At 41.2% G+C, this 22,242-nt stretch carries 19 protein-coding genes and 1 tRNA gene; 9 read left to right on the top strand and 11 right to left on the bottom strand.

The features are described 5' to 3' along the window. The first annotated feature begins 8 nt into the window (after window positions 1-8). From PIECOFPK_RS00145 to ftsZ, 6 genes are all read left to right on the top strand, one after another. Window positions 9-1,331, top strand: coding sequence for an FtsW/RodA/SpoVE family cell cycle protein (locus PIECOFPK_RS00145; protein WP_330974930.1), 1,323 nt, complete (start codon window positions 9-11; stop codon window positions 1,329-1,331). Beyond that, window positions 1,324-2,418, top strand: a complete 1,095-nt coding sequence (murG, locus tag PIECOFPK_RS00140; protein WP_330974929.1) for an undecaprenyldiphospho-muramoylpentapeptide beta-N-acetylglucosaminyltransferase — start codon at window positions 1,324-1,326, stop codon at window positions 2,416-2,418. Before PIECOFPK_RS00145 ends, murG begins: the two co-directional genes overlap by 8 nt. A gap of 42 nt (window positions 2,419-2,460) precedes the next feature. Beyond that, on the top strand, window positions 2,461-3,867 hold the full coding sequence (gene murC, locus PIECOFPK_RS00135) for a UDP-N-acetylmuramate--L-alanine ligase (RefSeq protein ID WP_330974928.1): 1,407 nt from the start codon (window positions 2,461-2,463) through the stop codon (window positions 3,865-3,867). Then, complete coding sequence (locus PIECOFPK_RS00130) at window positions 3,864-5,315, top strand: hypothetical protein (RefSeq protein ID WP_409966221.1); 1,452 nt, start codon at window positions 3,864-3,866, stop codon at window positions 5,313-5,315. Before murC ends, PIECOFPK_RS00130 begins: the two co-directional genes overlap by 4 nt. 65 nt (window positions 5,316-5,380) lie before the next feature. Continuing rightward, window positions 5,381-6,751, top strand: coding sequence for a cell division protein FtsA (gene ftsA, locus PIECOFPK_RS00125; RefSeq protein ID WP_330974926.1), 1,371 nt, complete (start codon window positions 5,381-5,383; stop codon window positions 6,749-6,751). Window positions 6,752-6,926: 175 nt separating this feature from the next. Beyond that, window positions 6,927-8,795: a cell division protein FtsZ gene (gene ftsZ, locus PIECOFPK_RS00120; protein ID WP_330974925.1), complete on the top strand. Its 1,869-nt coding sequence runs from the start codon at window positions 6,927-6,929 to the stop codon at window positions 8,793-8,795. 84 nt (window positions 8,796-8,879) lie between these two features. Here ftsZ and PIECOFPK_RS00115 read toward each other — a convergent pair whose 3' ends face one another. From PIECOFPK_RS00115 to abc-f, 5 genes are all read right to left on the bottom strand, one after another. Beyond that, the gene (locus PIECOFPK_RS00115) at window positions 8,880-10,100 is read right to left on the bottom strand and encodes a DUF2130 domain-containing protein (protein WP_330974924.1); all 1,221 of its coding nucleotides are present in this window, start codon (window positions 10,098-10,100) and stop codon (window positions 8,880-8,882) included. 198 nt (window positions 10,101-10,298) lie between these two features. Beyond that, window positions 10,299-10,592, bottom strand: a complete 294-nt coding sequence (locus tag PIECOFPK_RS00110) for a hypothetical protein (RefSeq protein ID WP_330974923.1) — start codon at window positions 10,590-10,592, stop codon at window positions 10,299-10,301. A 365-nt stretch (window positions 10,593-10,957) separates the two neighbouring features. After that, window positions 10,958-11,377, bottom strand: a complete 420-nt coding sequence (locus PIECOFPK_RS00105; protein ID WP_330974922.1) for an SH3 domain-containing protein — start codon at window positions 11,375-11,377, stop codon at window positions 10,958-10,960. A gap of 63 nt (window positions 11,378-11,440) precedes the next feature. Then, window positions 11,441-11,923 carry a BON domain-containing protein gene (locus PIECOFPK_RS00100; protein ID WP_330974921.1) on the bottom strand — a complete coding sequence of 161 codons (483 nt, stop codon included), beginning with the start codon at window positions 11,921-11,923 and terminating at the stop codon, window positions 11,441-11,443. A gap of 92 nt (window positions 11,924-12,015) precedes the next feature. Beyond that, complete coding sequence (gene abc-f / locus PIECOFPK_RS00095) at window positions 12,016-13,983, bottom strand: ribosomal protection-like ABC-F family protein (protein ID WP_409966220.1); 1,968 nt, start codon at window positions 13,981-13,983, stop codon at window positions 12,016-12,018. Window positions 13,984-14,064: 81 nt separating this feature from the next. On the opposite strand from abc-f, the gene PIECOFPK_RS00090 reads away from it, so the two are divergent. Both PIECOFPK_RS00090 and PIECOFPK_RS00085 read left to right on the top strand, forming a co-directional pair. Continuing rightward, on the top strand, window positions 14,065-14,685 hold the full coding sequence (locus tag PIECOFPK_RS00090; protein ID WP_409966219.1) for a DUF3347 domain-containing protein: 621 nt from the start codon (window positions 14,065-14,067) through the stop codon (window positions 14,683-14,685). Window positions 14,686-14,694: 9 nt separating this feature from the next. Next, window positions 14,695-14,767: transfer RNA gene (locus PIECOFPK_RS00085), tRNA-Lys, on the top strand. A 75-nt stretch (window positions 14,768-14,842) separates the two neighbouring features. On the opposite strand, the gene PIECOFPK_RS00080 is transcribed toward PIECOFPK_RS00085, so the two are convergent. From PIECOFPK_RS00080 to PIECOFPK_RS00070, 3 genes are all read right to left on the bottom strand, one after another. Then, a complete protein-coding gene (locus tag PIECOFPK_RS00080; RefSeq protein ID WP_409966804.1) occupies window positions 14,843-15,457 on the bottom strand; it encodes a metal-dependent transcriptional regulator in 615 nt (204 codons plus the stop codon). 142 nt (window positions 15,458-15,599) lie between these two features. After that, window positions 15,600-16,160: a PhnA domain-containing protein gene (locus PIECOFPK_RS00075; protein ID WP_330974917.1), complete on the bottom strand. Its 561-nt coding sequence runs from the start codon at window positions 16,158-16,160 to the stop codon at window positions 15,600-15,602. Between the two features lie 21 nt (window positions 16,161-16,181). Then, window positions 16,182-17,477 (bottom strand): HAD-IB family phosphatase, encoded by a 1,296-nt coding sequence (locus tag PIECOFPK_RS00070; protein WP_330974916.1) that lies wholly within the window; start codon window positions 17,475-17,477, stop codon window positions 16,182-16,184. A 295-nt stretch (window positions 17,478-17,772) separates the two neighbouring features. Here PIECOFPK_RS00070 and PIECOFPK_RS00065 point away from each other — a divergent pair, with 295 nt between their 5' ends. Further along, window positions 17,773-18,126, top strand: coding sequence for a hypothetical protein (locus PIECOFPK_RS00065; RefSeq protein ID WP_330974915.1), 354 nt, complete (start codon window positions 17,773-17,775; stop codon window positions 18,124-18,126). A gap of 90 nt (window positions 18,127-18,216) precedes the next feature. On the opposite strand, the gene pdeM is transcribed toward PIECOFPK_RS00065, so the two are convergent. The 3 genes from pdeM to ctlX are packed head-to-tail and all read right to left on the bottom strand — an operon-like array spanning window position 18,217 to window position 22,242. Continuing rightward, window positions 18,217-18,855 carry a ligase-associated DNA damage response endonuclease PdeM gene (pdeM, locus tag PIECOFPK_RS00060; RefSeq protein ID WP_330974914.1) on the bottom strand — a complete coding sequence of 213 codons (639 nt, stop codon included), beginning with the start codon at window positions 18,853-18,855 and terminating at the stop codon, window positions 18,217-18,219. Window positions 18,856-18,858: 3 nt separating this feature from the next. Continuing rightward, on the bottom strand, window positions 18,859-21,315 hold the full coding sequence (locus PIECOFPK_RS00055; RefSeq protein ID WP_409966218.1) for a ligase-associated DNA damage response DEXH box helicase: 2,457 nt from the start codon (window positions 21,313-21,315) through the stop codon (window positions 18,859-18,861). Beyond that, window positions 21,316-22,242, bottom strand: a complete 927-nt coding sequence (ctlX, locus tag PIECOFPK_RS00050) for a citrulline utilization hydrolase CtlX (protein ID WP_330974912.1) — start codon at window positions 22,240-22,242, stop codon at window positions 21,316-21,318. It abuts the gene before it with no gap.

Raw genomic sequence — 22,242 nt, 5'->3', positions numbered from 1 at the left:
AACATTAAATGTCAACAACCGCTGAAATATCAAATACAACCATGGAGGCCGCAGATTGGCACGACAATCTTTCACGCCATACACGTGGCGATAAAGTGATCTGGGCGCTAGTTGTATTGCTGACCCTGGTGTCGCTATTGGCTGTATACAGCGCTACCGGCTCGCTTGCTTATAAGAATTATAAGGGCAATACCGAGGTGTATTTGTTTAAACAGGTTGTTTTCATTTTGCTGGGTTTTGCGGTGGTGTATTTTGCACATAGAGTTAACTATACAATTTATTCCAAATTAGCTAAGTTCCTGTTTATCCTGAGTATTCCTTTACTGATATATACGTTGTTCTTTGGAGTAAAAATGAATGAAGGAAGCCGTTGGATTCGCTTGCCATTTATAAATATGACGATGCAAACTTCGGATCTGGCGAAGCTGGCTTTATTTATGTACCTAGCAAGATTGTTGAGTCGTAAACAGCAAGTGATCAAGAGTTTTAGAAAAGGCTTTTTGCCGGTAATTATACCAATAGGTATTACTTGTATGCTTATTGCGCCTGCCAATCTTTCTACTGCATTGCTACTAGGATTTAGCTGTATGGTATTGCTGTTTATTGGCAGGGTGAATATCAAGCATCTGTTAATAGTGGTGGGCCTAGCTGCAGTACCAATTGCCATGCTCATCATTGCTGCCGTTGCCCGTCATGCATCAGAAGCTAATGAATCAGTAGTAAGGCAGGAAGTGGTGGAAGAAGTGGAAGGTGGAGAGAAGAAAACCCATCCGCTTTTTGTAAGAGTCAATACTTGGGTAGGCCGTGTGGAGAATTTTATATATGGAGGTAAGGAGGCTGATAATGATGAAATGTATCAGGTAAATCAGGCAAAAATTGCTATTGCGAAAGGAGGATTGTTGGGAGTTGGTCCCGGTAATAGTACAACACGTGATTATCTACCACAGGCTTATAATGATTTCATATTTGCCATTATTATAGAAGAGTATGGACTAGTGGGAGGCGCATTTCTAGTATTCGTATATATCGTGTTTCTGTATCGATGTATTAGAATATTTAAGAAATGTCCGTTTGCCTTTGGCGCATTTCTGTCAATAGGACTGAGTTTTACGCTAGCAATACAGGCTTTTTCCAATATGGCGGTTACGGTAAGTCTCTTTCCTGTAACAGGTGTGACACTGCCGCTGGTGAGCATGGGAGGATCCAGTTTTCTGTTCACGTGTCTGGCTATCGGAATTATTTTGAGTGTGTCGAGAAATGTAGAAAACCTGCAAGCGGTAAAAGTAAATACTCCATCCGTCGAAGATAAAAACGAAACGTCCGGTGAGTAAAAAAATTATCATAGCAGGAGGTGGTACTGGCGGGCATATCTTTCCCGCTATAGCTATTGCGAATGCATTAAAGAAGCATCAACCAGATATTGATATCCTTTTTGTAGGAGCAAAGAATAAAATGGAGATGGAGAAAGTGCCGCAAGCAGGATACGAGATAAAAGGAATCGATATTGCTGGATTTAACAGAAGTTCTTTGATAAAAAACATCGGCTTACCGTGGAAGCTTATCAAAAGTTTCTTACAAGTAAGAAGGATTGTCAAGGATTTTCGTCCTAACGCTGTAATAGGAGTAGGGGGATATTCTACTTTTCCGGTGCTGAAGTATGCTCAACGACAGGGTATTCCCACTTTCATTCATGAGTCGAATTCCTTTGCTGGCAAAGCCAATAAAATGCTGGCAAAGGGTGTGGTGAAAGTATTTACCGGAACAGATGGAATGGAAAAGTTTTTCCCAGTAGAAAAGATAATGGTAACCGGAAACCCTGTGCGTAGCCAAATTGTGAACTGCCATACTATAAGTCAAAATGAAGCGTTGGAATATTTTGATCTGGAGCCGGGAAAAACAACGCTGCTGGTAGTAGGAGGAAGCCTGGGAGCACGGTCAATTAATGAGGCTGTGTTGGCAGGAGTCAACGATTTGCTCAAAGCGAATCTTCAGCTTATTTGGCAAACTGGTAAAACTATGGCAGCCGATGCAGCACAGGTTGCTGCCGAGCACAAGCAGGTTTGGGCAAATGAGTTTATTCGTGAGATGGAATATGCCTATGCCGCAGCGGATGTCATCATTGCTAGAGCAGGCGCTATGACAGTTGCGGAGGTATGTGTGGCTGCTAAACCTACCATTTTTGTGCCATACCCCTTTGCTGCAGAAGATCATCAAACAGCCAATGCTAAGCAGCTGGTAGATAAAAATGCAGCATTAATGGTGAGTGATGCCGAAGCAAAAGATAAAGTGGTAAAGATGGCCATTAAGCTGGCGGCTGATAAAAGTAAAAGGTTGGAGATGAGTCAGCAGCTTGAGAAGCTGGCCATTATTGATGCAGATGAACGTGTGGCTAAGGAAGTTTTAAAATGTATTGAATAAATATGAGGCTCGCTTGAAAAGTGAGTGTGTTATGAATAATCAATGAGTGGCAATAAAAAAAATATCGATGCTATAAAGAGCCTGTATTTTATAGGCATTGGTGGCATAGGGATGAGTGCTATTGCCCGCTATTTCTTATCAAAAGGCAAAAAGATAAGCGGGTACGATAGAACAGAAACAGCAATTACGAAGCAGTTGCAACAGGAAGGTGCGGATATACATTATACAGAAGATGTAGATCGAATACCTAAAGATGTGGATTATGTAGTATATACTCCGGCTATTCCAAAGGATCACAAAGAGTTGGTGTTCTATCGTGAAAACGGGTATCCGGTAGTAAAACGTAGCGATATTTTACAACTTATAACTGAAAGTTCTTTTAATATATGTGTAGCGGGCACTCATGGTAAAACCACTACATCTACCATGATTGCACATCTGCTCAGGCATAGCGGTTATGGATGCAATGCTTTTCTCGGAGGGGTATCGGCAAATTACAATACAAATTTTTGGAGTGATAAGAGAAATGTATGTGTGATAGAAGCTGATGAATACGACCGTAGTTTTTTGAAGCTTAGCCCCGATATGGCGGTGGTTACCGCAGTGGATGCAGACCATCTTGACATTTATGAAACGGAGGAGAATGTCAAAGAAGCTTTTCGAGCATTTGCTGCAAAGGTGAAACCCGGTGGTGTATTGCTGAAGAAATTTGGTTTGGATAGAGCACTGGGTGGTGAACAAGCACTAAGCTATAGTCTACAAAATGATAGTGCAGTAGTGTATGCAGAAAATATTGTACTTCGAAACGGAGGATATCAGTTCGATGTAGTGCTGCAAGATCGTAGAATATCCGGAGTAGAGCTGTTCATGGGAGGCATGCACAATGTAGAGAATATGATAGCTGCAATTGCCATTGCTGCCCATTTGAATATTGAGGACGATAAAATCAAAGAAGCTGTTAGTTCTTTTAAAGGCGTAAAACGCAGGTTTGAGTATGTTATTCCACCTGCAGTAAATGGAAGCAAGAGCACACCGGTGTTTATTGACGATTATGCTCATCATCCGGAAGAATTAAAGGCCTTAATCAACGGAGTGCGCACCTTGTTTTCAGGAAGAAAGTGTACGCTTATTTTTCAACCGCATTTGTACAGTCGCACTAGAGACTTTGCAGATGCTTTTGCTGAGGTGTTGGGAATGGTGGATCATTTGATTCTCTTGCCAATTTATCCCGCAAGAGAACTGCCCATTGAGGGCGTGGATAGTAAAATGATTTGGGATAAAGTAAAACTAGATGCAAAGTCGCTAATGAGTAAAGAGGAACTGTTGAGTTGGATAGATAGCAAGTTTGCAAAAAATATTGATAAAGAATTCGGGGAAGTACTCGTAACTGCAGGTGCTGGAGATATTGATAAACTGGTAGATCCTATAAAGCAAATCTTAGTGAAGTGAGAAGAAAAAGAGCCATAAAAAGAATGCTTTTGACCCTCATGTGGTTGGGTGTTGCTGTTGGAATGGGCAGCATCATTTCCGCTGCCATGCGCATTCAGGAGGAAGGGATTTGTAATGGCTATCAGATTAAGATTAATGGATTTAGGGAGGACTTGCTTTTTACCTCGGAAAGTCAGATAGAGAACCTTTTAAAAGCTGCGGCTAACGGTGAGATAAAAGGTCAGCGTATGGCCGAATTAGATCTGGCTCAGATTGAGGATTTGTTGGAGCAAAGCTCATGGGTGTACAATGCAGATCTTTATTTCGATAACAATAGTGTCCTGCATGTGGATGTCACCGAGCGTAAACCGCTGGCAAGAGTATTTACGGAGGAAGGAGCTTCTTTCTATATCGATGAGGCTGCGAAGCAAATACCCTTATCCGATAGAATTACATTGGATCTTCCCGTGTTTACCGGGTATCCTTCAAAGAATACCTTGAATGCAGTTGATAGTACTTTGATACAGAACGTAATCGCTACAGCCTCCTTTATTAATAGCGATCCTTTCTGGAATGCGCAGGTAGGACAAATTAATATCAGTAGCTGCGGTGTGGATTGCTGGAAAATGGAAATGATTCCCGTGGTGGGAAATCATAAAGTGGATTTAGGTGATGGAAGTGATATTGTGTCAAAGTTTCATAGACTCTATCTTTTTTATAGCCAGGTATTGAGTCGTACAGGATTTGATAAATACAGAAAGATTGATGTGCAGTACGATGGTCAGGTGATCGGCGTAAAAGATCATTATACGAAAATCGACTCTATTCAACTTAGAAAGAATATCGAAAAATTGTTGCAGGAATCTAGACATACTAATGAATTGTTGGAAGTGGCACCGCAGGTGGGTTATGATGCGATTATGCCATTGGATTCTCTTTCCAAAGCAGAGGGGCTGTTAGAGGAAGAGCCTGAAATAGTAAGTGCTGCAGAAAATGTTGCGCCGGCCAAGGATAGCGCTAATACATCCACCACACCTAAAGCCACAGTGCCACCTGTTGTGAAAAAGGAAGCTGATGGAACTAAAAAAGAAGAGAGAAGTGTAAAGGAAGTGAAGCCAGCTGCTACTACAAAACCTGTAACGACCAATAAATCTGCAGTTTCTAAAAAGGCAGACGAGGTTGCAAAGAAGGAAACAGGTAAACGGAATGTGCTGTCGCAAGCTGCTGCGGGTAATACGAATAAATCTGTTGCAGTGAAGAAGGCGGATTCAAAAAATACATCTGCTAATAGTACTAAGAAAACAGAAGCTTCAAAAACTGAATCAAAAAAGCCAGTAACAACAAACAATTCGACGGCAACGAAAGCGGCCCCTAAAAAAGATGAGGGCAAGAAAAATGTATTACTGAGAGCCGAAGAAACGAAAAAAGCAGATACTAAGAAGACAACAAATAGCGGAGCGAGACGATAAGTGAGGTGCAATAAAATCTTAAACGATTCAAAAACTAAAATAAAAACAACTAAAAACGATATACTATGAATTCCGAACAACCCATTATTGTAGGCCTTGATATTGGAACCACAAAGATTGCTGTTATAGCCGGCCGAAAAAACGAATTCGGTAAGCTGGAAATATTAGGCTTTGGAAAAGCCAACAGCAATGGCGTAAAGCACGGACAGGTGCTCAATATTGACGAAACCATAAAAGCAATCAAGCAGGCTGTAGAAAATTGTCTTGCGTTGAATCCCAATTTAAGCTTCAACGAAGTGTACGTTGGAATTGCCGGCCATCATATCAAAAGCCTTCAAACACGTGGCGACATTGTTCGTGATAATGAAGAAGAAGAGATTACTCAGGCCGAAGTAAACCTGCTGATTAATAATCAGTATAAAACTTATGTGCCACCAGGGGATCAAATTATAGATGTCATTCCTCAGGAATTTACAGTGGATAATATGCCCAATATCATTAAGCCTATTGGTTATAGTGGAGTAAAACTGGGCGCTAATTTCCACATAATTACAGGCGATAAAAATGCCATACGGAATATCAACCGTAGTGTAGAAAAAGCAGGTTTGCGTACAAAAGACTTAGTGTTGCAACCATTAGCATCTGCCGCTGCAGTAATGGCTCAGGAAGATCTGGAAGCTGGCGTGGCTATTGTAGATATTGGCGGTGGTACTACTGATCTTGCCGTATTTGCAGATGGTGTACTACGTCATACAGCGGTTATTCCTTTTGCAGGGGAGAATATTACTAATGATATTAAAACTGGACTGGGCGTACTGAAAAGCCAAGCAGAGCAAATGAAAACGCAATTTGGTAGTGCATTAGCTAATGAGGCAAAGTCTAATGCATATATCACCATACCTGGATTGCGTGGTATGCCTGCCAAAGAAATCAGTGTCAAAAATCTGGCTAACATTATTCAGGCTCGCATGAGTGAGATTCTGGATTTTGTGACTTATCATTTAAAGCAAATCGGAATGGATCATCGTCAACTGAACGGCGGTGTTGTGCTTACAGGCGGAGGTTCGCAATTAAGGCATTTGATTCAACTTACTGAGTATGTTACAGGCTTGCCTGCTCGTATTGGCTTGCCCAATGAGCATCTGGCAGCTGGTCATATTGAAGAGCTGGCGAAGCCTACATATTCAACCTGTTTAGGCCTAATACTTAAGGGTTACGATGATTTTGAAAATAACCGTAAGGTATTTGAAAAGAATTTTATTAATGTAGAAGTTCCCGGTGGTTTGAAGAAAGCACAGGAAGAGGGTGTAGAGAGTGAGGAAGCTAGTGCGGAAGCTCAAACTCCCGCCCGTCAGCCACTGAAAGACTTCTGGTCAAAATTTAAAGACGGAATTATAAAAATATTTGCTGAGGAGGAAGATAGTCATTTGCAATAAGTCTTCAGAGAGTTCTTGGAAATAGATCTTTACATTATTCAAATGCTATAGCCTTAAGCCTTTATCCCTTCTCCAGCATTCCTTTAAAGAATGTATGGAGAGGGGGTAACAGGTACCGTGAACTTACTAATCCATTTATAAAACTCGTGCGCGTAGCGTACCTAAATTCTAAATTATGATACAGTTTGATTTACCTAAAGAGCAGTCTTCTATCATTAAGGTGATAGGTGTTGGTGGTGGAGGCGGTAACGCTGTAAACTACATGTTTAAGCAAAATATAGAAGGCGTCAATTTCATTATCTGTAATACGGACGCACAGGCGTTGGCACAAAGCAATGTACCTAACCGTATTCAATTGGGGCCACAACTTACCGCAGGTCTCGGAGCCGGGGCTAATCCGGAAATTGGCCGTCAGGCTTGTGAAGAATCTCTAGAAGAGATAAGACGCATTCTGGAAGTAAATACCAAAATGGTTTTTATTACCGCAGGTATGGGTGGTGGAACCGGTACTGGAGGCGCTCCTATTATTGCTAAAGTGTGTAGGGATATGGGCGTGCTTACAGTAGGGATCGTTACCATGCCTTTTGCATATGAAGGTAAAAAACGCCAACAACAAGCAGAAGAGGGCATTAAGCAGCTCAGACAATACGTGGATACCTTACTGGTGATTAGCAACGATAAACTCCGTCATCAGTTTGGCAACCTAAGAATGCGTGAAGCTTTTGAAAAAGCGGATAACGTATTGGCCACTGCAGCAAAATGTATCACCGATGTTATTAACAGTACGGGTCAAATCAACGTAGACTTTGCCGATGTATGTACTGTAATGAGAAATGGCGGTGTAGCTATATTGGGTAGCGCTACTGCATCCGGTGAAAACCGTGCTCAGCGCGCAATAGAAGAAGCACTTAATTCGCCACTTCTGAATGATAACGATATCCGTGGTGCAAAATGGATTCTTATCAACATTAATTCTGCCGAAGGCGAACACGAGTTTACAATGGATGAAGTTGAGATTATTCAATCTCACCTACTCAGTCAAGCCGGTGAAGATACCGATGTTATTCTGGGTATGGGATATGATAGCTCTTTAGGAGACCAAATAGGTATTACACTTATAGCTACAGGATTCGAAAATAAAGATACGTTTGTAAAGCCGGTGCTGAAGAAAGGAGAGCCTGAAGAAAAAATAGTAATGACGCTGAAGCCATTAAATGAAGAGAAGTCGTCTGTTGAAGTAATAGCTCCGGTTACAGAACCTGCAGAACCTTTGACACCTGTTACAGAACCTGTTTCACTTGAACTACAGCCGGATCCGTTGGCACCGAAATTGGTTGAGGAAATTCCTTTCATGGATGCACCTATGCCTACAGTTGAGGATGTGGTTAATGAAAATGAAGAGACTCATTATCTGCTGGGAGATGAGAACAGTGATGCTCAGTTTGCCGCGGCTGAACAGATGTCACAGGATGTTCCTGTAACGGATAAGGTAGAAGAAATATTCAAGTCTCCTTCGGTTCCGGGAGATCGTGTATTCCAATATCCGAAATTGAATGAAGAAGCCACCGATGCTCTCAAAGCCGAGCCTGTAAGAAGCTATCTTTCTAAGCCGGTAAACATATATGCTGAAGAGGATCATACTGATGCAGAGCAACCTCAAGAGGAACAAGCTCAGGAAACCGAAGGTGCTGAGATGACTATGTTTGAAAAGCCTGAGGTGACAAACGAGTATACGTCCTTTACTCAAACTACCGACAGAAATGAGAGAAGCAATTCTGCGAGCTTGGAAGATATGGAGATGCAAAAGCGCAGACAGATAGAGCGTATTCAGAAATTGCGTAATCTTTCTTATAATGTAAATGCCAATAATCCTACTGATGAGTTTGAGAATGTGCCCGCATATATCAGACGTAATATAGAATTGCGCAATTATACATCACACGTAGAAAGCTATTATAGCAAGTTTGAGGTATCATCTGATGATAAAAATCAAGGTCAGATTAATACGTTGAATGCCTTTTTAGATGGGGAAAAACCAGACTAAGTGCTGGTGCGGGATTCAGGTTTGTAAGTTTTATAGTTGTTGCCCCTTACGTTTACGTAAGGGGTTTTTCTTTTATGATGGAGTCTATTCGCTGTCGTCGTAGTCCAAGAGATTCAAATCTACATTTTCTAATCCACTGATGCCATCTATGGATCCCCTAATATGTGTGGCATTTAATAAGATTTTTTCGAGTTGCTTTTCACGTGCTTTCCAAAGACGTTCCATAGCATCGCGCTCTTTCTGGATGCTCATTTTCATGCTCAGAAATCCTTCGCGTATGGCATTCCATTGCTCGGCAAATTCGGGGCTGGTAAGGTAATTGTAAAGCATGGTAATTTTATCACCCTTATTTTCATGGGTTTTTACAGCCTTATAGATGCGTAATATGCCGTCGCGTAATACTGCCGCCAGAGCTTTGGCTTCTACAAAACTGCAAATCCAAACACCTTCCTTTTCTCCAAAGCTGCTCATGTCTTTCGGATAGCGGCGGGTTACCAGTATCGCTACATCGGCTCCTATTGCGCGCATGTCTGCTTTTAGTTTTTCAATCCAGTCAGCACTAAAATTTTCAGCACGTTTACTTTCCCAGATGATTTTGCCACACTCCGCTCCCAGCTGATTCCTTACGATTTGTATACAATCGGCACCTCTTACACCTTTAGCTACTTCCTCTATTTTGTCAAAGGGGAATGCCGCGCTTAACATTTCTTCCAATGCCAGCTCTTGGCTTTCTCCCTGCAATTGCATGGAGCCCTGTTCGGCTTTGCGCTTCATTTCTTCGGCCAGCTTTTTCTGATCCTCCAACTGCTTTTCCAGCTCTCTCAACTTTAGTTGATATTCTGTTTCCTTTTGGGCGCTCTTTTCTGCCTCTACTTTGCGAAGATGATCGATAAGTTTTTCTCTCTCTTCGCTAAGTTTTTTTTGCAATGTAAGTTCTAGTTCGGCTTCTTTATTTTTCAGTTCCTGTTGCTGTTTTAGGAGTTCAATCTCTCTTTGTCGGGATATTCTAAGTTTTTCTTCATTCTCCTGATTGGTTTTTTGGAGGAGGGCCAGTTTGTGCTCAAAGTCCGAAGCAACATTTTTCCGTACTTGTTCCTCTAGTTGTTTTTGCAACGCATTTTTCTCCTGCTGTAGTTTATGTTGCCATTCTTGTTCCCGCTTTTGTAGTTCGGCTTGATACTCTTCATTTTTTTTCTTCTGCCATTCTGTAACCTTGGCGCGCAATTCCCGCTCCACCTCTTCGCGTATGGCATCAGTAGGCTCAAATTCGGTACCACAACCAGGACATTTAATCTTTTGCGACATAATAGTATTTTATTATCAAACGTACATGAATTTTTTGATTCATAAAATAGGAAAAATATCAAGACAGCGTGCATCGATAACCTCGGTTTGTGTAAGGGGAGTATTGCAAATAGGTGCGGTGGTGTCTAAATAAAAAAAGCGATAGTCTTTCTTAAGAAAGACTATCGCTTCATGCTTAAATCCAGAAGAAAGAAGTATTTACGCTTCTGTTTCTTCTGTTTTTATAGCCTGCTCTCTGTTTAAGAGCTCTCTGTTTGTAATATAAGAATGATTGTGGAACTGCATTACAACAGCAGTACCCAAATTAGTCTTACGTACATCTACTTTTGCATTAGGACTACTTTCTGTTGTATCAGGAACACTCACAGTAGTATCAGCAGGTGCTGCTGTGGTGTCTGTGGGTGTGGATGTAGTGTCTACTTGAGCCATTACAGTTCCGGCAAAGAAAGTTGCTATTACTGCTAATGCAAGGTTTGAGGTGTGTCTTTTCATTTTTCAAGGTTTTAAGTTAACTAATAAATTTTGTTCAGAGATATTCTACTTACCGTGGTACGACTTTAATAAGGAAACAAAGCATATACCAAAAAGGACTTTATAGTGTTTAAAAAACACAAATGTTTCGTTAAGATAATTTAAAAACGCTTGTGCTGTGGAATGCTGATTGGGGTTGAATTTCGGGCTAATGTGCTATTATTTAAGAAGCTACGTATAGCGGATGCTTTATAAAGAATGCGCTTAGAAAAAAATCAAAAAGTCGAAAAAAATTTTTATGTAATGATCATACAACATCGACAACGATGACAATAAAAATGCCTTGCTGACAGCAGCAAGGCACTCAAAAAAACATATATTGCTGATTAAGAGACGGGTTCGAGATATTGCGAATAAGCATATCCTTCTACACCATCTTTTGTTCGTACAGATGACCAAAGTTCGTTGGGTTGGCTAATCAGGGTAAGGATTTCACCTTTAGCTGCTTTACCAATGATGGGCTGATCAGTGCCCGGTCCCTTTCGGATATTTAAGTTAGTTTCTTGCGTAATAACTCTTACTTGGCTACCGACTTCCGCTCTGGCATTTACATTCAGCACTAGATCGCCGCTTGAGTAGTTGAGATCTATTTGATTATAAATATCCCATAATTGATCTTTTATAGTTCCATTAGGAGCATCTCCATCGATGTAAAGAATACCGTCTTGTTCTCTTACGGAAAGATTTGCTACACCAGCAGCATTGGCGGCATCTATCAGTGCCCGGTATTTTTCTTGTAGTGCCATATTTTTTAGTTTGATTGACGAATAAGTATTTTTTAATGGTACGGCTGTTTAAGGATTTCTTTTTTATTTGATGGTCAGGCCGGTATTATCGACTTTTTTAGGACGGGTGGCATTTATCTTTTGCATCAATACCTTAAGCTCATCTTTTTGTACTTCTCCGGTAAGTGTTACAACACCGTCATTAACAGTGGCCGAAACGCCTGGATGATCTTTAATAGCGTCTTGTACGGCAGTAGTAAGCGGGTCGTCCGCAGTGATTTGTACGGGTGCTGGTGGCGGAGCTACCGTTGTATTGTTTACTACACTCTTAATTCCTTTAATGTCTTTTAATGCTTCTTCTGCTGCGACCTGAGAAGCGGGGTTGCTTACCTCTCCCGATAGGGTAGCAACACCATTCTGTACGTCCACTACAATACCTGAAAAATCAGGATTAGTAGCTAGTACTGATGTGATTTCTGTTTGAAGGTCGGCATCACTTTTCCCTTTGCAGGAAGATAACGCCAATGCGAATGCAATGATGGCAATGAACGTTAGTAGGTTTTTCATTGGTTAGTGATTTTAATTATTAAATAAACGAATACAAACTTATTCATCAATTATTGTGCCTAAGCTGTATACTTGTTATGAGCAAGCAGTTTTTAGCGCTTTAATTGCTCCTCTAGTTCAAGTAGCAAAGAAAAGATTTCTTCGTACTTTTTTTCAAGCTGCGCATTTGTTTCTACAGCAGCCTTGTACTCCCGTTCTAAATTTAGGAATTTTTCTTTATCAGCATAGATGGCGGGATCGGCGAGCTGCTCCTCCAGTTGTTGGAGCAGGGATTTATTTTTATTAAGCGCCTCTTCAACCTGTTGAAACTGTTTCTGCTGTTTTTGAAGCTCTTTTTTGTGCTCTTTATTAATAGGCTGATTGCGTGTAGGGGTAGGGCTAACGGATGCTTTGTCTTCGTTTTTGGGGGCAATGGGATTGTTTTTTGCTGAAAATGTGGTGGCTTCAGACTGGCGTTGTTTGGCAATGTGTTCATTCCAGGCTACCCACTCATCATATCCCCCTTTGAATTCCTTGATTTTATTATCTACAATTTCCCATATTTTATTTGCAGTCTTTGAAATAAAATATCGGTCGTGGCTAACTAAAATAAAGCTCCCCTCGTATTTGCGCAGCGCATCGATAAGTAGTTCGCAACTATGCATATCTAGGTGGTTGGTAGGTTCGTCGAGTAGTAGGAAATTGGCTTTACTTACAATCGTTTTGGCCAGTGCTACTCGAGCTTTTTCACCACCACTTAATACTTTTATTTTCTTATCGGCATCATCTCCGCTGAACAAAAAGCAGCCCAATAGGTTTCTCAGTTCCAGTTCTGTCATCTGGCTGCCGCATTCTTTCATCTCCTCAATAATGGTATTCTCTAGATTTAACGCCTCCAGCTGGTGTTGGGCATAAAAACTACCTTCGACATTGTGTCCCCATTTTCTTTCTCCTGTAAAGGGCTCGGTACCTGCTATAATTCTCAGGAGCGTGGATTTACCTTTACCGTTGGCCCCTATCAATGCTATTTTATCCCCTCTATTAATTTCGGCCTGTGCATTTTCCAGAATAATATTACTGCCGAACGATTTGGAGATGTTATTCAATTCTACCAATACTTTCCCCGGTGTTTTATCTACCCTGAAATTGATTTTTAAATCAGGCCTATCCACACGTACTTCTTCAATACGCTCGAGTTTATCCAGCTTTTTAATAAGGCTTTGGGCCATAGCAGCCTTGGTAGCTTTGGCCCTGAAGCGCTCAATCAGTCGTTCACTCTGGCGTATATAGTCTTGCTGATTTTCGTAAGCTTTTTGTTGTTGTTCCAGGCGTAAAGCTTTCTCTTTTTCGTAATAATCGTAGTTGCCATTGTAAAAGTGCAGTTCTTTCTGATACAGCTCTACGATTTTAGTGACCATACGATTTAGAAAATATTTATCGTGGCTGACGATTACCACCGCTCCCTGATAATGCTGTAGGTATTTTTCTAACCATTCAATGGAAGGGAGATCGAGGTGGTTGGTAGGTTCGTCCAGCAACAACAGGTCGGGTTGTGCTAATATCATTTTAGCCAACAACACACGCATACGCCATCCGCCGCTGAATTCCTTATACGGGCGCTTTAAGTCGGTATTGGAAAAGCCAAGCCCTTGTAATACTTCTTCTGTTTTATGATGGATATTATAACCGCCTAACGTTTCCAGTTCGTGCAGTTTATTGGAATAATCTTCCAGTATTTTTTCGTCGCCGGTGTTTTCCAGTTCTTTTCCTAGGGCTTCAATTTCCTTTTCCAGCTTCAATACTCTTTCAAATGCACCTAAGGCTACCTGAAGAATAGATTCATCCGTATCGAAGCTCAGCAGGTCTTGATGTAGATAACCAATGCTGGTATCACGACCTTTTTCAACAGTTCCTGCCGAGGGAGTATAGTTTCCGGTAAGTAGTTTGAGGATAGTGGACTTGCCGGTACCATTGTAACCAATTAGGCCTATGCGTTCATTAGGCTGAATATGCCATGTTGCATTCTTGACAATAGTTCTTGCCCCAAATTCAAAAGTCACATTTTGTAAACCTGCCAGCATAATGATTAATTTTACTACTTTTGATAGCCTCAAACCTGCAAAAATAACAATTGCCGGGTTTAATTAGCGAGGATAAAAATCATGAAAAGACTATTACTATTAGTAGTACTTGTTGTAGCGGGATTTGTGGTATACAAGTACGCTATAAAAAAAGAAGACAAGGCCGATAAATCCCCAACGGCAAACGCGTTGGCCGTGAGCGCCCATAGCGATGCTTTTAATCAGTCTATAAAAAATATTCTAGATGCATACTATGCCATGGCGGATGGATTTGTTCAATGGGATAGTAGTTTGGTTAATAAAAATGCTGTATCATTGCACGCCGCTTTGGAAGGGTTGGATCTGGAAGAATTGAAGCAGGATACTCTTATTTACGAAACGGTTACCATGCCGTTAGAAAATGCAAAAGCTAGTGTGGCTGCGATTTCTGAAGTAGATGATTGGGATACCAAGCGGAAGCAACTGCAGGATTTGTCTGAAAATTTGAGGATGCTGCTGATTACCATCAAATACGATCAAGGAACTGTTTATTGGCAAGAATGTCCAATGGCGTTTGAAGATGGGAGAGTGGGCAATTGGTTGAGTAAGGAAGAGAAGATTGCCAATCCTTATCTCGGCAATCAGCATCCTAAATATGGTGCTACAATGATTGATTGTGGAGAAACCAAAGAGACTATTAATTTTGCAGAGAATTCAAAGTAGCATAACGTTGACTCCTTAGCTCAGTTGGTAGAGCTACTGACTCTTAATCAGTAGGCCCAGGGTTCGAGTCCCTGAGGGGTCACTATAAACAAAATTATCAAAGTAAAATAGCTGGGAAGATAGCCGGCTATTTTTTATCAAGTTGTGATAAATGGCTTTATACCGTCACTAAGAGATTTTCCGCAAACTTCAAGCTTACTACCGATCTTTTACCCTTCACCTCTATTTCCATAGAGCCGTCAAATTCTTGTCGACCGAGGACTTTGATTTTACTACTCAGTCCTAGGCCTACTTTTACTACATATTGAAGAAATGTAGCGCTATTATCTTTTACAGCCACCAGCTTGCAGGTTTTACCTACCTCTACCTGCGACAACGTATAGCGGGAGCTGGGTCTCAATTCGCCCTTGGCATTAGGTATCGCATCGCCATGAGGGTCGTACTCAGGATATCCTAAAAATTTTTCTAGCTGGGCGATAAGCTTAGGCGATCGAATATGTTCCAATTGCTCGGCTACCTCATGTACTTCATCCCAGGTAAACTGTAGTTTATCGTACAAAAAAGTTTCCCATAGGCGATGTTTGCGTACAATTTCAATAGCGTGTTTTCTTCCTTGTTCGGTAAGAGAGATTTTTTTGTATTTCTCGTAGCTGATGAGATTTTTTTCTTTCAGCTTTTTAAGCATATCATTGGCTGTAGCCGGCTTCACATCAAGCGTAGCGGCCAATTTGTTGGTACCGGTACCTTCTTTATCCTCACCTTCTTCCGTTATGTGGAATAGTGCTTTTAAGTAATTTCTTCTGCCTGTGATAGTAACATAGGATAAAGATAAATAGGATTGGCAAAACTCCGCTTAAGGGCGGCCTTCCAGCCACTTCAAATTACATCAAAATTTGCTTTCTCCCGAGCGGTAATTACCCTTTCTTTACGTATTTGGTAAGAATGACGATGGTCTGGTCGTTAATTTTTCCTTCAATTTGTTCCACATTGTCCGCAACCAGCCGTATTCTTTTCACTACTGTGCCTTTGGGAGCTGAGAAATTAGTGCCTTTTACGTCCAGTGCCTGAGTAAGCACTACCGTATCGCCGTTTTCTAGTTTATTTCCGAAGCTATCGCGATGTACCTCTTCTACTTCAAAAGCGCTAAGAGCCCACTGTACTATATTTTCATCCACTTCTATGGAGTTGATGATGTCGGCAGCCCAGTCCTGATCCTTATAGGTGTGTAAAATTCTATAGCTTAAAGCCTGAATAGGAGGTTCGGGATTCCAAATGGTACCTTCCAGAAAGCGCCAGTAAGTACCGTCTCCATTCTGTTTTTCCAGTTCTTGTAAACATTTGTCGCAAAGCGCTACCTGATGCTCGATGTTGTCGTCCGATTTGGGACTAACAGTATATTCATGAACAGCGGTCTCTGAAGTACAAAGTTCGCACATACCCTGTGCGCGCTCGGATAATTTGTTGTTGAGTGCCATCGGTAGTATTTAAATATGGTGTTAATACAAAATTCTAAATTGAATAGTGTGTTCGATATTTTTTAGTTCTTTCAGTAATTTCTTATCGTAATCTTTGTTGATATCGGTGATTACATAGCCTACCATATCATTGGTCATCAGGTATTGGGCGCTGATGTTGATGCGATGCTTAGCCAAAATAGTGTTGAATTCGGCCATGACACCCGGCAGATTTTTATGAATGTGAATAATTCGATGTGCTTTGCGTACCGCAGGTAATTGCAAGGATGGAAAGTTGCTACTGCTGTGGATGGCCCCTTTATTAATAAAATCTACCATGCGTTGTGCAATAGCCTCGTTTTTAGTCTTGCCATTTTTGTTGTCAAATACTACTATGCCGCGTTCGGTGCATTGAACAAGAGGCAGATCGTGTGTAGCATTGCCGTAATATCCGATGGCTTTCAGTCGTGAAAACTTCTTTATCACTTTCGCATCAATACCGGAAGAAGCAGCAATAAGTAGCATGCCTGCCTGATAAAAGGTTTTATCATCTACTTCTTCCTTTTTATATACTGTAAATCCTTCTTCTTGCAGTAACGCATAATTTTTCTTAGGAACATCTCCTACAATGATGGTAATGATCCTGTTTTTGGGATAGGAGATAGCTCCGGGAATTTTATTAATATATAGAAATTCGTCAAAGCTGGGAGTAACGTGATCTGCTTTAGCGGTAACGCTTTTTCTTGCGATATTTTCGGTAAAGGCAAAGAATTTTTTAATCAGTCCGCACTCGCGTAGCTGAAAATCGGAATAACCGTCGCCGATACCGTACAGCTCACCCTGCAGATCCATCTGTTGGAGCAGCTTTACTTTTCCGCCTTCTTCACTGAGAGGATTAGACCGGTCGTATCCGATGATTTTTCCGTTTTTATCAAACTCAAAAGTATTGGCGTATACGTTTTCCTTTTTAATATGAAATTTCTTCACAACCGGGATGATAAATTCTTTGAAACCGCCGGATACGATCAATACATCATCGGCATGCTTTTTAAAAAACGCTGCGTTGCGAGAAAACGACTTGGAAACTTTAGTTCGCAAGTGAGCAATGAGCTTCTTGAGATGATCTTTATTGGCTTCTAGCAGTTTTACGCGTTGTGCTAGGCTCTCGGAAAAGGAAAGCTTTCCCTCCATAGCCATGTTGGTATAATTTTCAATTTTTTTGTAGATCTCTTCGCGACGCGGATGGTCTTTCAATGAAATGCGTGCCAGTTCGTCTAATGCTTCTACCTGTGTAAAAGTACTATCGAAGTCGATGATGTAATACTTTTTTTGCTTCATAAAAGGCGTTACTGAATTCCTTTCTGTTAATTGTTTTTGTAAATCCTCCTACTTCGGCTAAACCAGCCAAAAATACCAGCAGGGCGGTTTTGGGTTGCAAAAGTACGGTGTATTAATAACATAGCACTTTTTAAAGACGTTTAATCTTAAAGAAAGTCTAAAGAAAAGCTGGTAAAGTGTTTAATTTTTTAAAAAAATAGGGCCAATTACCAGAATCTTACAAATCCGAGGAAAGTGGTCCGATTTGTGCACTATTAGGAGTATAATATTTATTTAATAACCAAAATTTTAAAATATGGAAAAACGCCAAGAAATGACCACTCTAAGCCAGGTGATGGAAAAGTTGCGCCAAAGAGGCGTAGATAATGAAATTCGCATGAATGAAAATAAAGAAATGAAATCTGAAAAATCCGGCAAGGTATATCAGCCGGAGGATCTAATTATTTTCCGCACTTTCAGATTTGAAGGCGATTCTAATCCAGACGACAATGCCGTTTTATATGTATTGGAAGATAAAGATGGCGAGCTGGGATATATTATCGATGCTTACGGTGCTTACAGTAGCCATGAGGGAAGCGAGTTTGACGACTTTCTAAAACAGATTAAAGTAGAAGACCGAGAAGAACAGGAGCTTTTCGAACAGGATTAAGGAATATGCCAGTATATGAAAACTGCCATAAGTTGATATATTGATTCAATGTTGATTTTTTCTTTTTTAGCTTGTATCAAAAGGATGGAACTAAGCCCGATAAACAGATTCGTTCCCTATTACATAGTATCTGGTGTTATTACGATTCTTATATCCTGTGAATAGTCCGGTAAAGGTACTAAAAGCAGGTAGTATAAGGTGGTGAGAGGATACAACGAAACAAGGGAGTCGTAAAGATTGCCGGGCTTTTCCTATAAGTTGGTATCCCGGATGTAAATGTCCGGCTATAATAAAGCGATTGTTATCAGGCTCCGGCAATTCGTGAGTGATAACAAAGGGAGCTGCTACAAATTCTTTTGATGTTATCTGTATATCTAATTGCTCGTAATTGATATGGAGTAGTTTGTCATGATTGCCCGGAACTAGAATAAATGATATATCAGCGTAGTATTCACGCCATTGCTGAAAGATGTTGATATCAGTATTCAGATCGTGATGAAACATATCGCCGGCAATAATCAGCTTTTGAGCTTTGTACGTTTCGATAAGCTTCCCTAATCTTTTCAAATCATCGTGCAATACCGTCGAGGGGATTGGAATACCGTGAGACCGGAAATACCCCGTTTTCCCCAAATGCAAATCAGCCAGGAATAAAGTCCTTTCCTTTGGCCAGTAAGCAGCTCTTAATGGCGATAGAATTAATACTTCGTTATTGCAAATAATTTCCACGTACTAACGATGCGCTTTTTTAAATGCTTCTTCCTGCATTTTCCTCACTTTTACGTCCAGTTCTTCACTGCTCAGATTTTGTCTGAGGCTATCCACTTTTATCGGGAAACTTAAAGGAGTAAATGTTTTAGTATTAACAACAATGATAGCACTTTGTTGAATGCGTTGTAGTGCTGCGGCTAAGCGCACTTCTTCTAATTGCTGATAAAAAACCTCTTCATATGCCTGACGCATCAATAAATTCTGCGAGTCGTATTGCTCAAAGATTCTGAAAATAAGACCAGAGGAAGACTGCAGGTTTTTATCGCTTTTGTACTTGCCTGCATAGTTCTTCATTACCAGTCCGGCAATTACTGCGATGTCTCTAAATTTTCTTCCCGCCATTTCAGCAGCGTTGATGCTATGGGCAATATCAGTCGTGAGATTTTCGGTAGAAAAAAGCGTGTTCAAGTCTATCTCCTCCAAGGGTATAGGCTGGTCACTTAATAACTCAAATCCGTAATCGTTCATGGCCATCGAAAATGTGATGGGGCGAATCTTGCTGATACGATAAGCAATTAAGGCGCTCATTACTTCATGCACCAAGCGACCTTCAAATGGGTACATGAATACATGATGCCCATCTCGGGTATGCGTGAGTTCGATTAAAAATTCATCGTTTCGAGGAATATGAGAATAGGCTTCCTGATACTGGAACAGCGGTTGTAACTTTTTGAGTTCTTTTTCTTGTGCAGAGGGCTGTAAAGCTTGATTAAATTTGCTGCGTAAAATGGCGCTTAGGTCAGATGATAAAGGTAAACGGCCACCTAACCAACTGGGTGTAATGGCTCTCTTGGCTTTGCTTTTCTTTACGAGAACCGTCATGTCTTTAATCATGACAAACTCTAGAATTTTGCCGGCTAAGCCGAAAGTGTCGCCGGGATTGAGGCGAGATATAAAATACTCCTCCACCATACCGATATATCCACCTCCGATGAATTTCACTTTTAACATGGGGTCGCTTACAATTACGCCTAGGTTCATTCGGTGCATCATGGCAATGCGGCGGTTTTTCACTTTATAAACGCCGCCCTCGACAATTACTTTTTGAAAATCTTCATAAGCGGAGAGTACCTCTCCCCCCTGGGTGATAAAACGTAATATCCATTGCCATTCTTCAGGGAGTAGATGAGTAAATGCATAAGTTTGTTGAACCTGTTCAAATACTTCTTGCTCTTTGAAACCTTCGCCTACAGCTAATGTCACCAGGTATTGTACCAGTACATCAAAAGTTTGAACCAATGGGGTGCGACTTTCAATAATACCGTTTTGAGCTGCCTCCTTTAAAGCTGCGGCTTCTACCAGTTCGAGCGAGTGTGTAGGCAGAAAATAAATTCTGGAGGTTTCAAAAGGAGAGTGGCCGCTACGTCCTGCACGTTGCAGAAATCGTGCTACGCCTTTGGGAGAGCCGATTTGAATAACAGTATCTACCGGCCTGAAGTCTACGCCTAAATCTAGCGAAGAGGTGCAAATTACGGCTTTCAATTGTCCGGTATGCAGTCGATCTTCAATCCATGTACGTAACTCCATATCAATAGAGCCATGATGAATGGCCAGTTGCCCTGCAAGATCCGGAGCTGCTGTTAGCAATACTTGATACCAGAGTTCGCTTTGCCCACGCGTATTGGTAAAGATGAGCGTAGTACGGCTTTGATGAATGATGGGTACAATTTGCTCCGCCATTTTTGTACCCAAATGTCCAGCCCAAGGTAATATTTCTATTTCATCAGGAATAATGGGTATAATTTCCGTTTTCTTTTTATTCTTAGATCGTACAATTGTTTTAGGCGTATCCTTATAAGGAATGAGTACTTCCAAGGCTTCATCAATATTACCGATAGTAGCGCTAATACCCCATATACGTAGATTACTCGTAAGAGCTTTCAGACGTGAGATGGCAAGCTCGGTAAGTACGCCTCTTTTGCTACCCAGTAGCTCGTGCCATTCGTCTGCTACAATACATTTAAGATGTTTGAAATAAGTAGAGTTGTTTTTTTGTGCAAACAATAAGTGCAAACTTTCCGGAGTGATGATCAATACCTCCGGCATTTTTTTAGTTTGTTTTTGTCTTTCTTTTGTGCTTGTATCGCCGTTTCTCACCCCTACTTCCCAATCCAGTCCTATTTGTTCCAAGGCTTCCCGCATCGCCCTGCCCAAATCTTTTGCTAGGGAGCGTAGCGGTGTAATCCATATCAATTTTAATCCCTCACCATATTCCTCTGGTTTGTTTAGATAATCGATGATTAATGCTAGAAACACCGAAAAGGTTTTCCCGAATCCTGTAGGCGCGATAACAAGACCGGAATATCCCTCATGATATTTTTGCCAGCTCTCTTGCTGAAATGCAAAAGGTGTATTGCCTAAAGATTGAAACCAATTCTTGATAATCTCGTATCCCGGTGTGGACTGAATACGTTTCATTTAGTGAGCCGGATCGGCGGTTTTGGGTGTCAAAAATATTTCAGCCATCATGCAACGTGCACTGCCACCCCCATGCGCTTCGATGGTGGCTAAAGGAGCATGAACAATGGGATTGAAAGATCGTAAAAAATCACGCTGCTCGTTGGTCAGAATATGATACGCTTGCGAAGACATTACGAGCAAAGGCTCTCCGGAGTTGTTGTGTATCTGGAGCATGTTACCTGCAAAGTGAAACATTTGTTCCATGCTGATTTCGACGATGGATTTTCCTGTTTCTGCAAATTGGCTGAGCAGCATCTGTCTTTGCACATCGTCTTTTATGGCTTCCAAACAGATTACTACATATTCATCAGCTATACACATCATCACGTTGGTATGATAAATCTCTTTACCCTTTTTATCATAGGCCTCAAATAGCACTGGCCTATACCCCATAGCATCGCAAAAGTCGTATAAGACACTGGGGCTAGTACGCGGTGAAAGACATGCATAAGCCAGTTCAAAGTCTCTGTCCAGTACCATACTTCCAGTTCCTTCTAGGAAGAGATCTTGTCCCTCGTAATGCGTAAGGTCCAATGTAGTGCGTATATGAAACCGCTCTTTGATTACATCCAATACGTTTTTGTCACGTTCCACGCGTCGATTGAGGGCAAACATCGGGTAGAGTGCTACGGTGCCGTCTTCATGAAATGAAATCCAGTTATTGGGAAAGATAGAGTCGGGGGTATGCGGTTCGTTCGTGTCTTGAACGATAGTAAGATTGACGCCGTTTTGTTGTAATACTTCAGCAAAATGGTCAAACTCCTGCAATGCCTTGGTTTGAACATCTGTGGCGGAAGTTTCTTGCTGAAAGACATTGTTAACGGCCGTTTGGGGATTATAACCAAAGGCAGCAGGTCGAACCATCAATATATGTGATGTAGTCAT

The sequence above is a fragment of the Chitinophagaceae bacterium C216 genome (genome assembly GCA_028485475.2).
GTDB lineage: Bacteria > Bacteroidota > Bacteroidia > Chitinophagales > Chitinophagaceae > Niabella > Niabella composti.
This window is presented reverse-complemented; position numbering and strand designations above follow the sequence as displayed.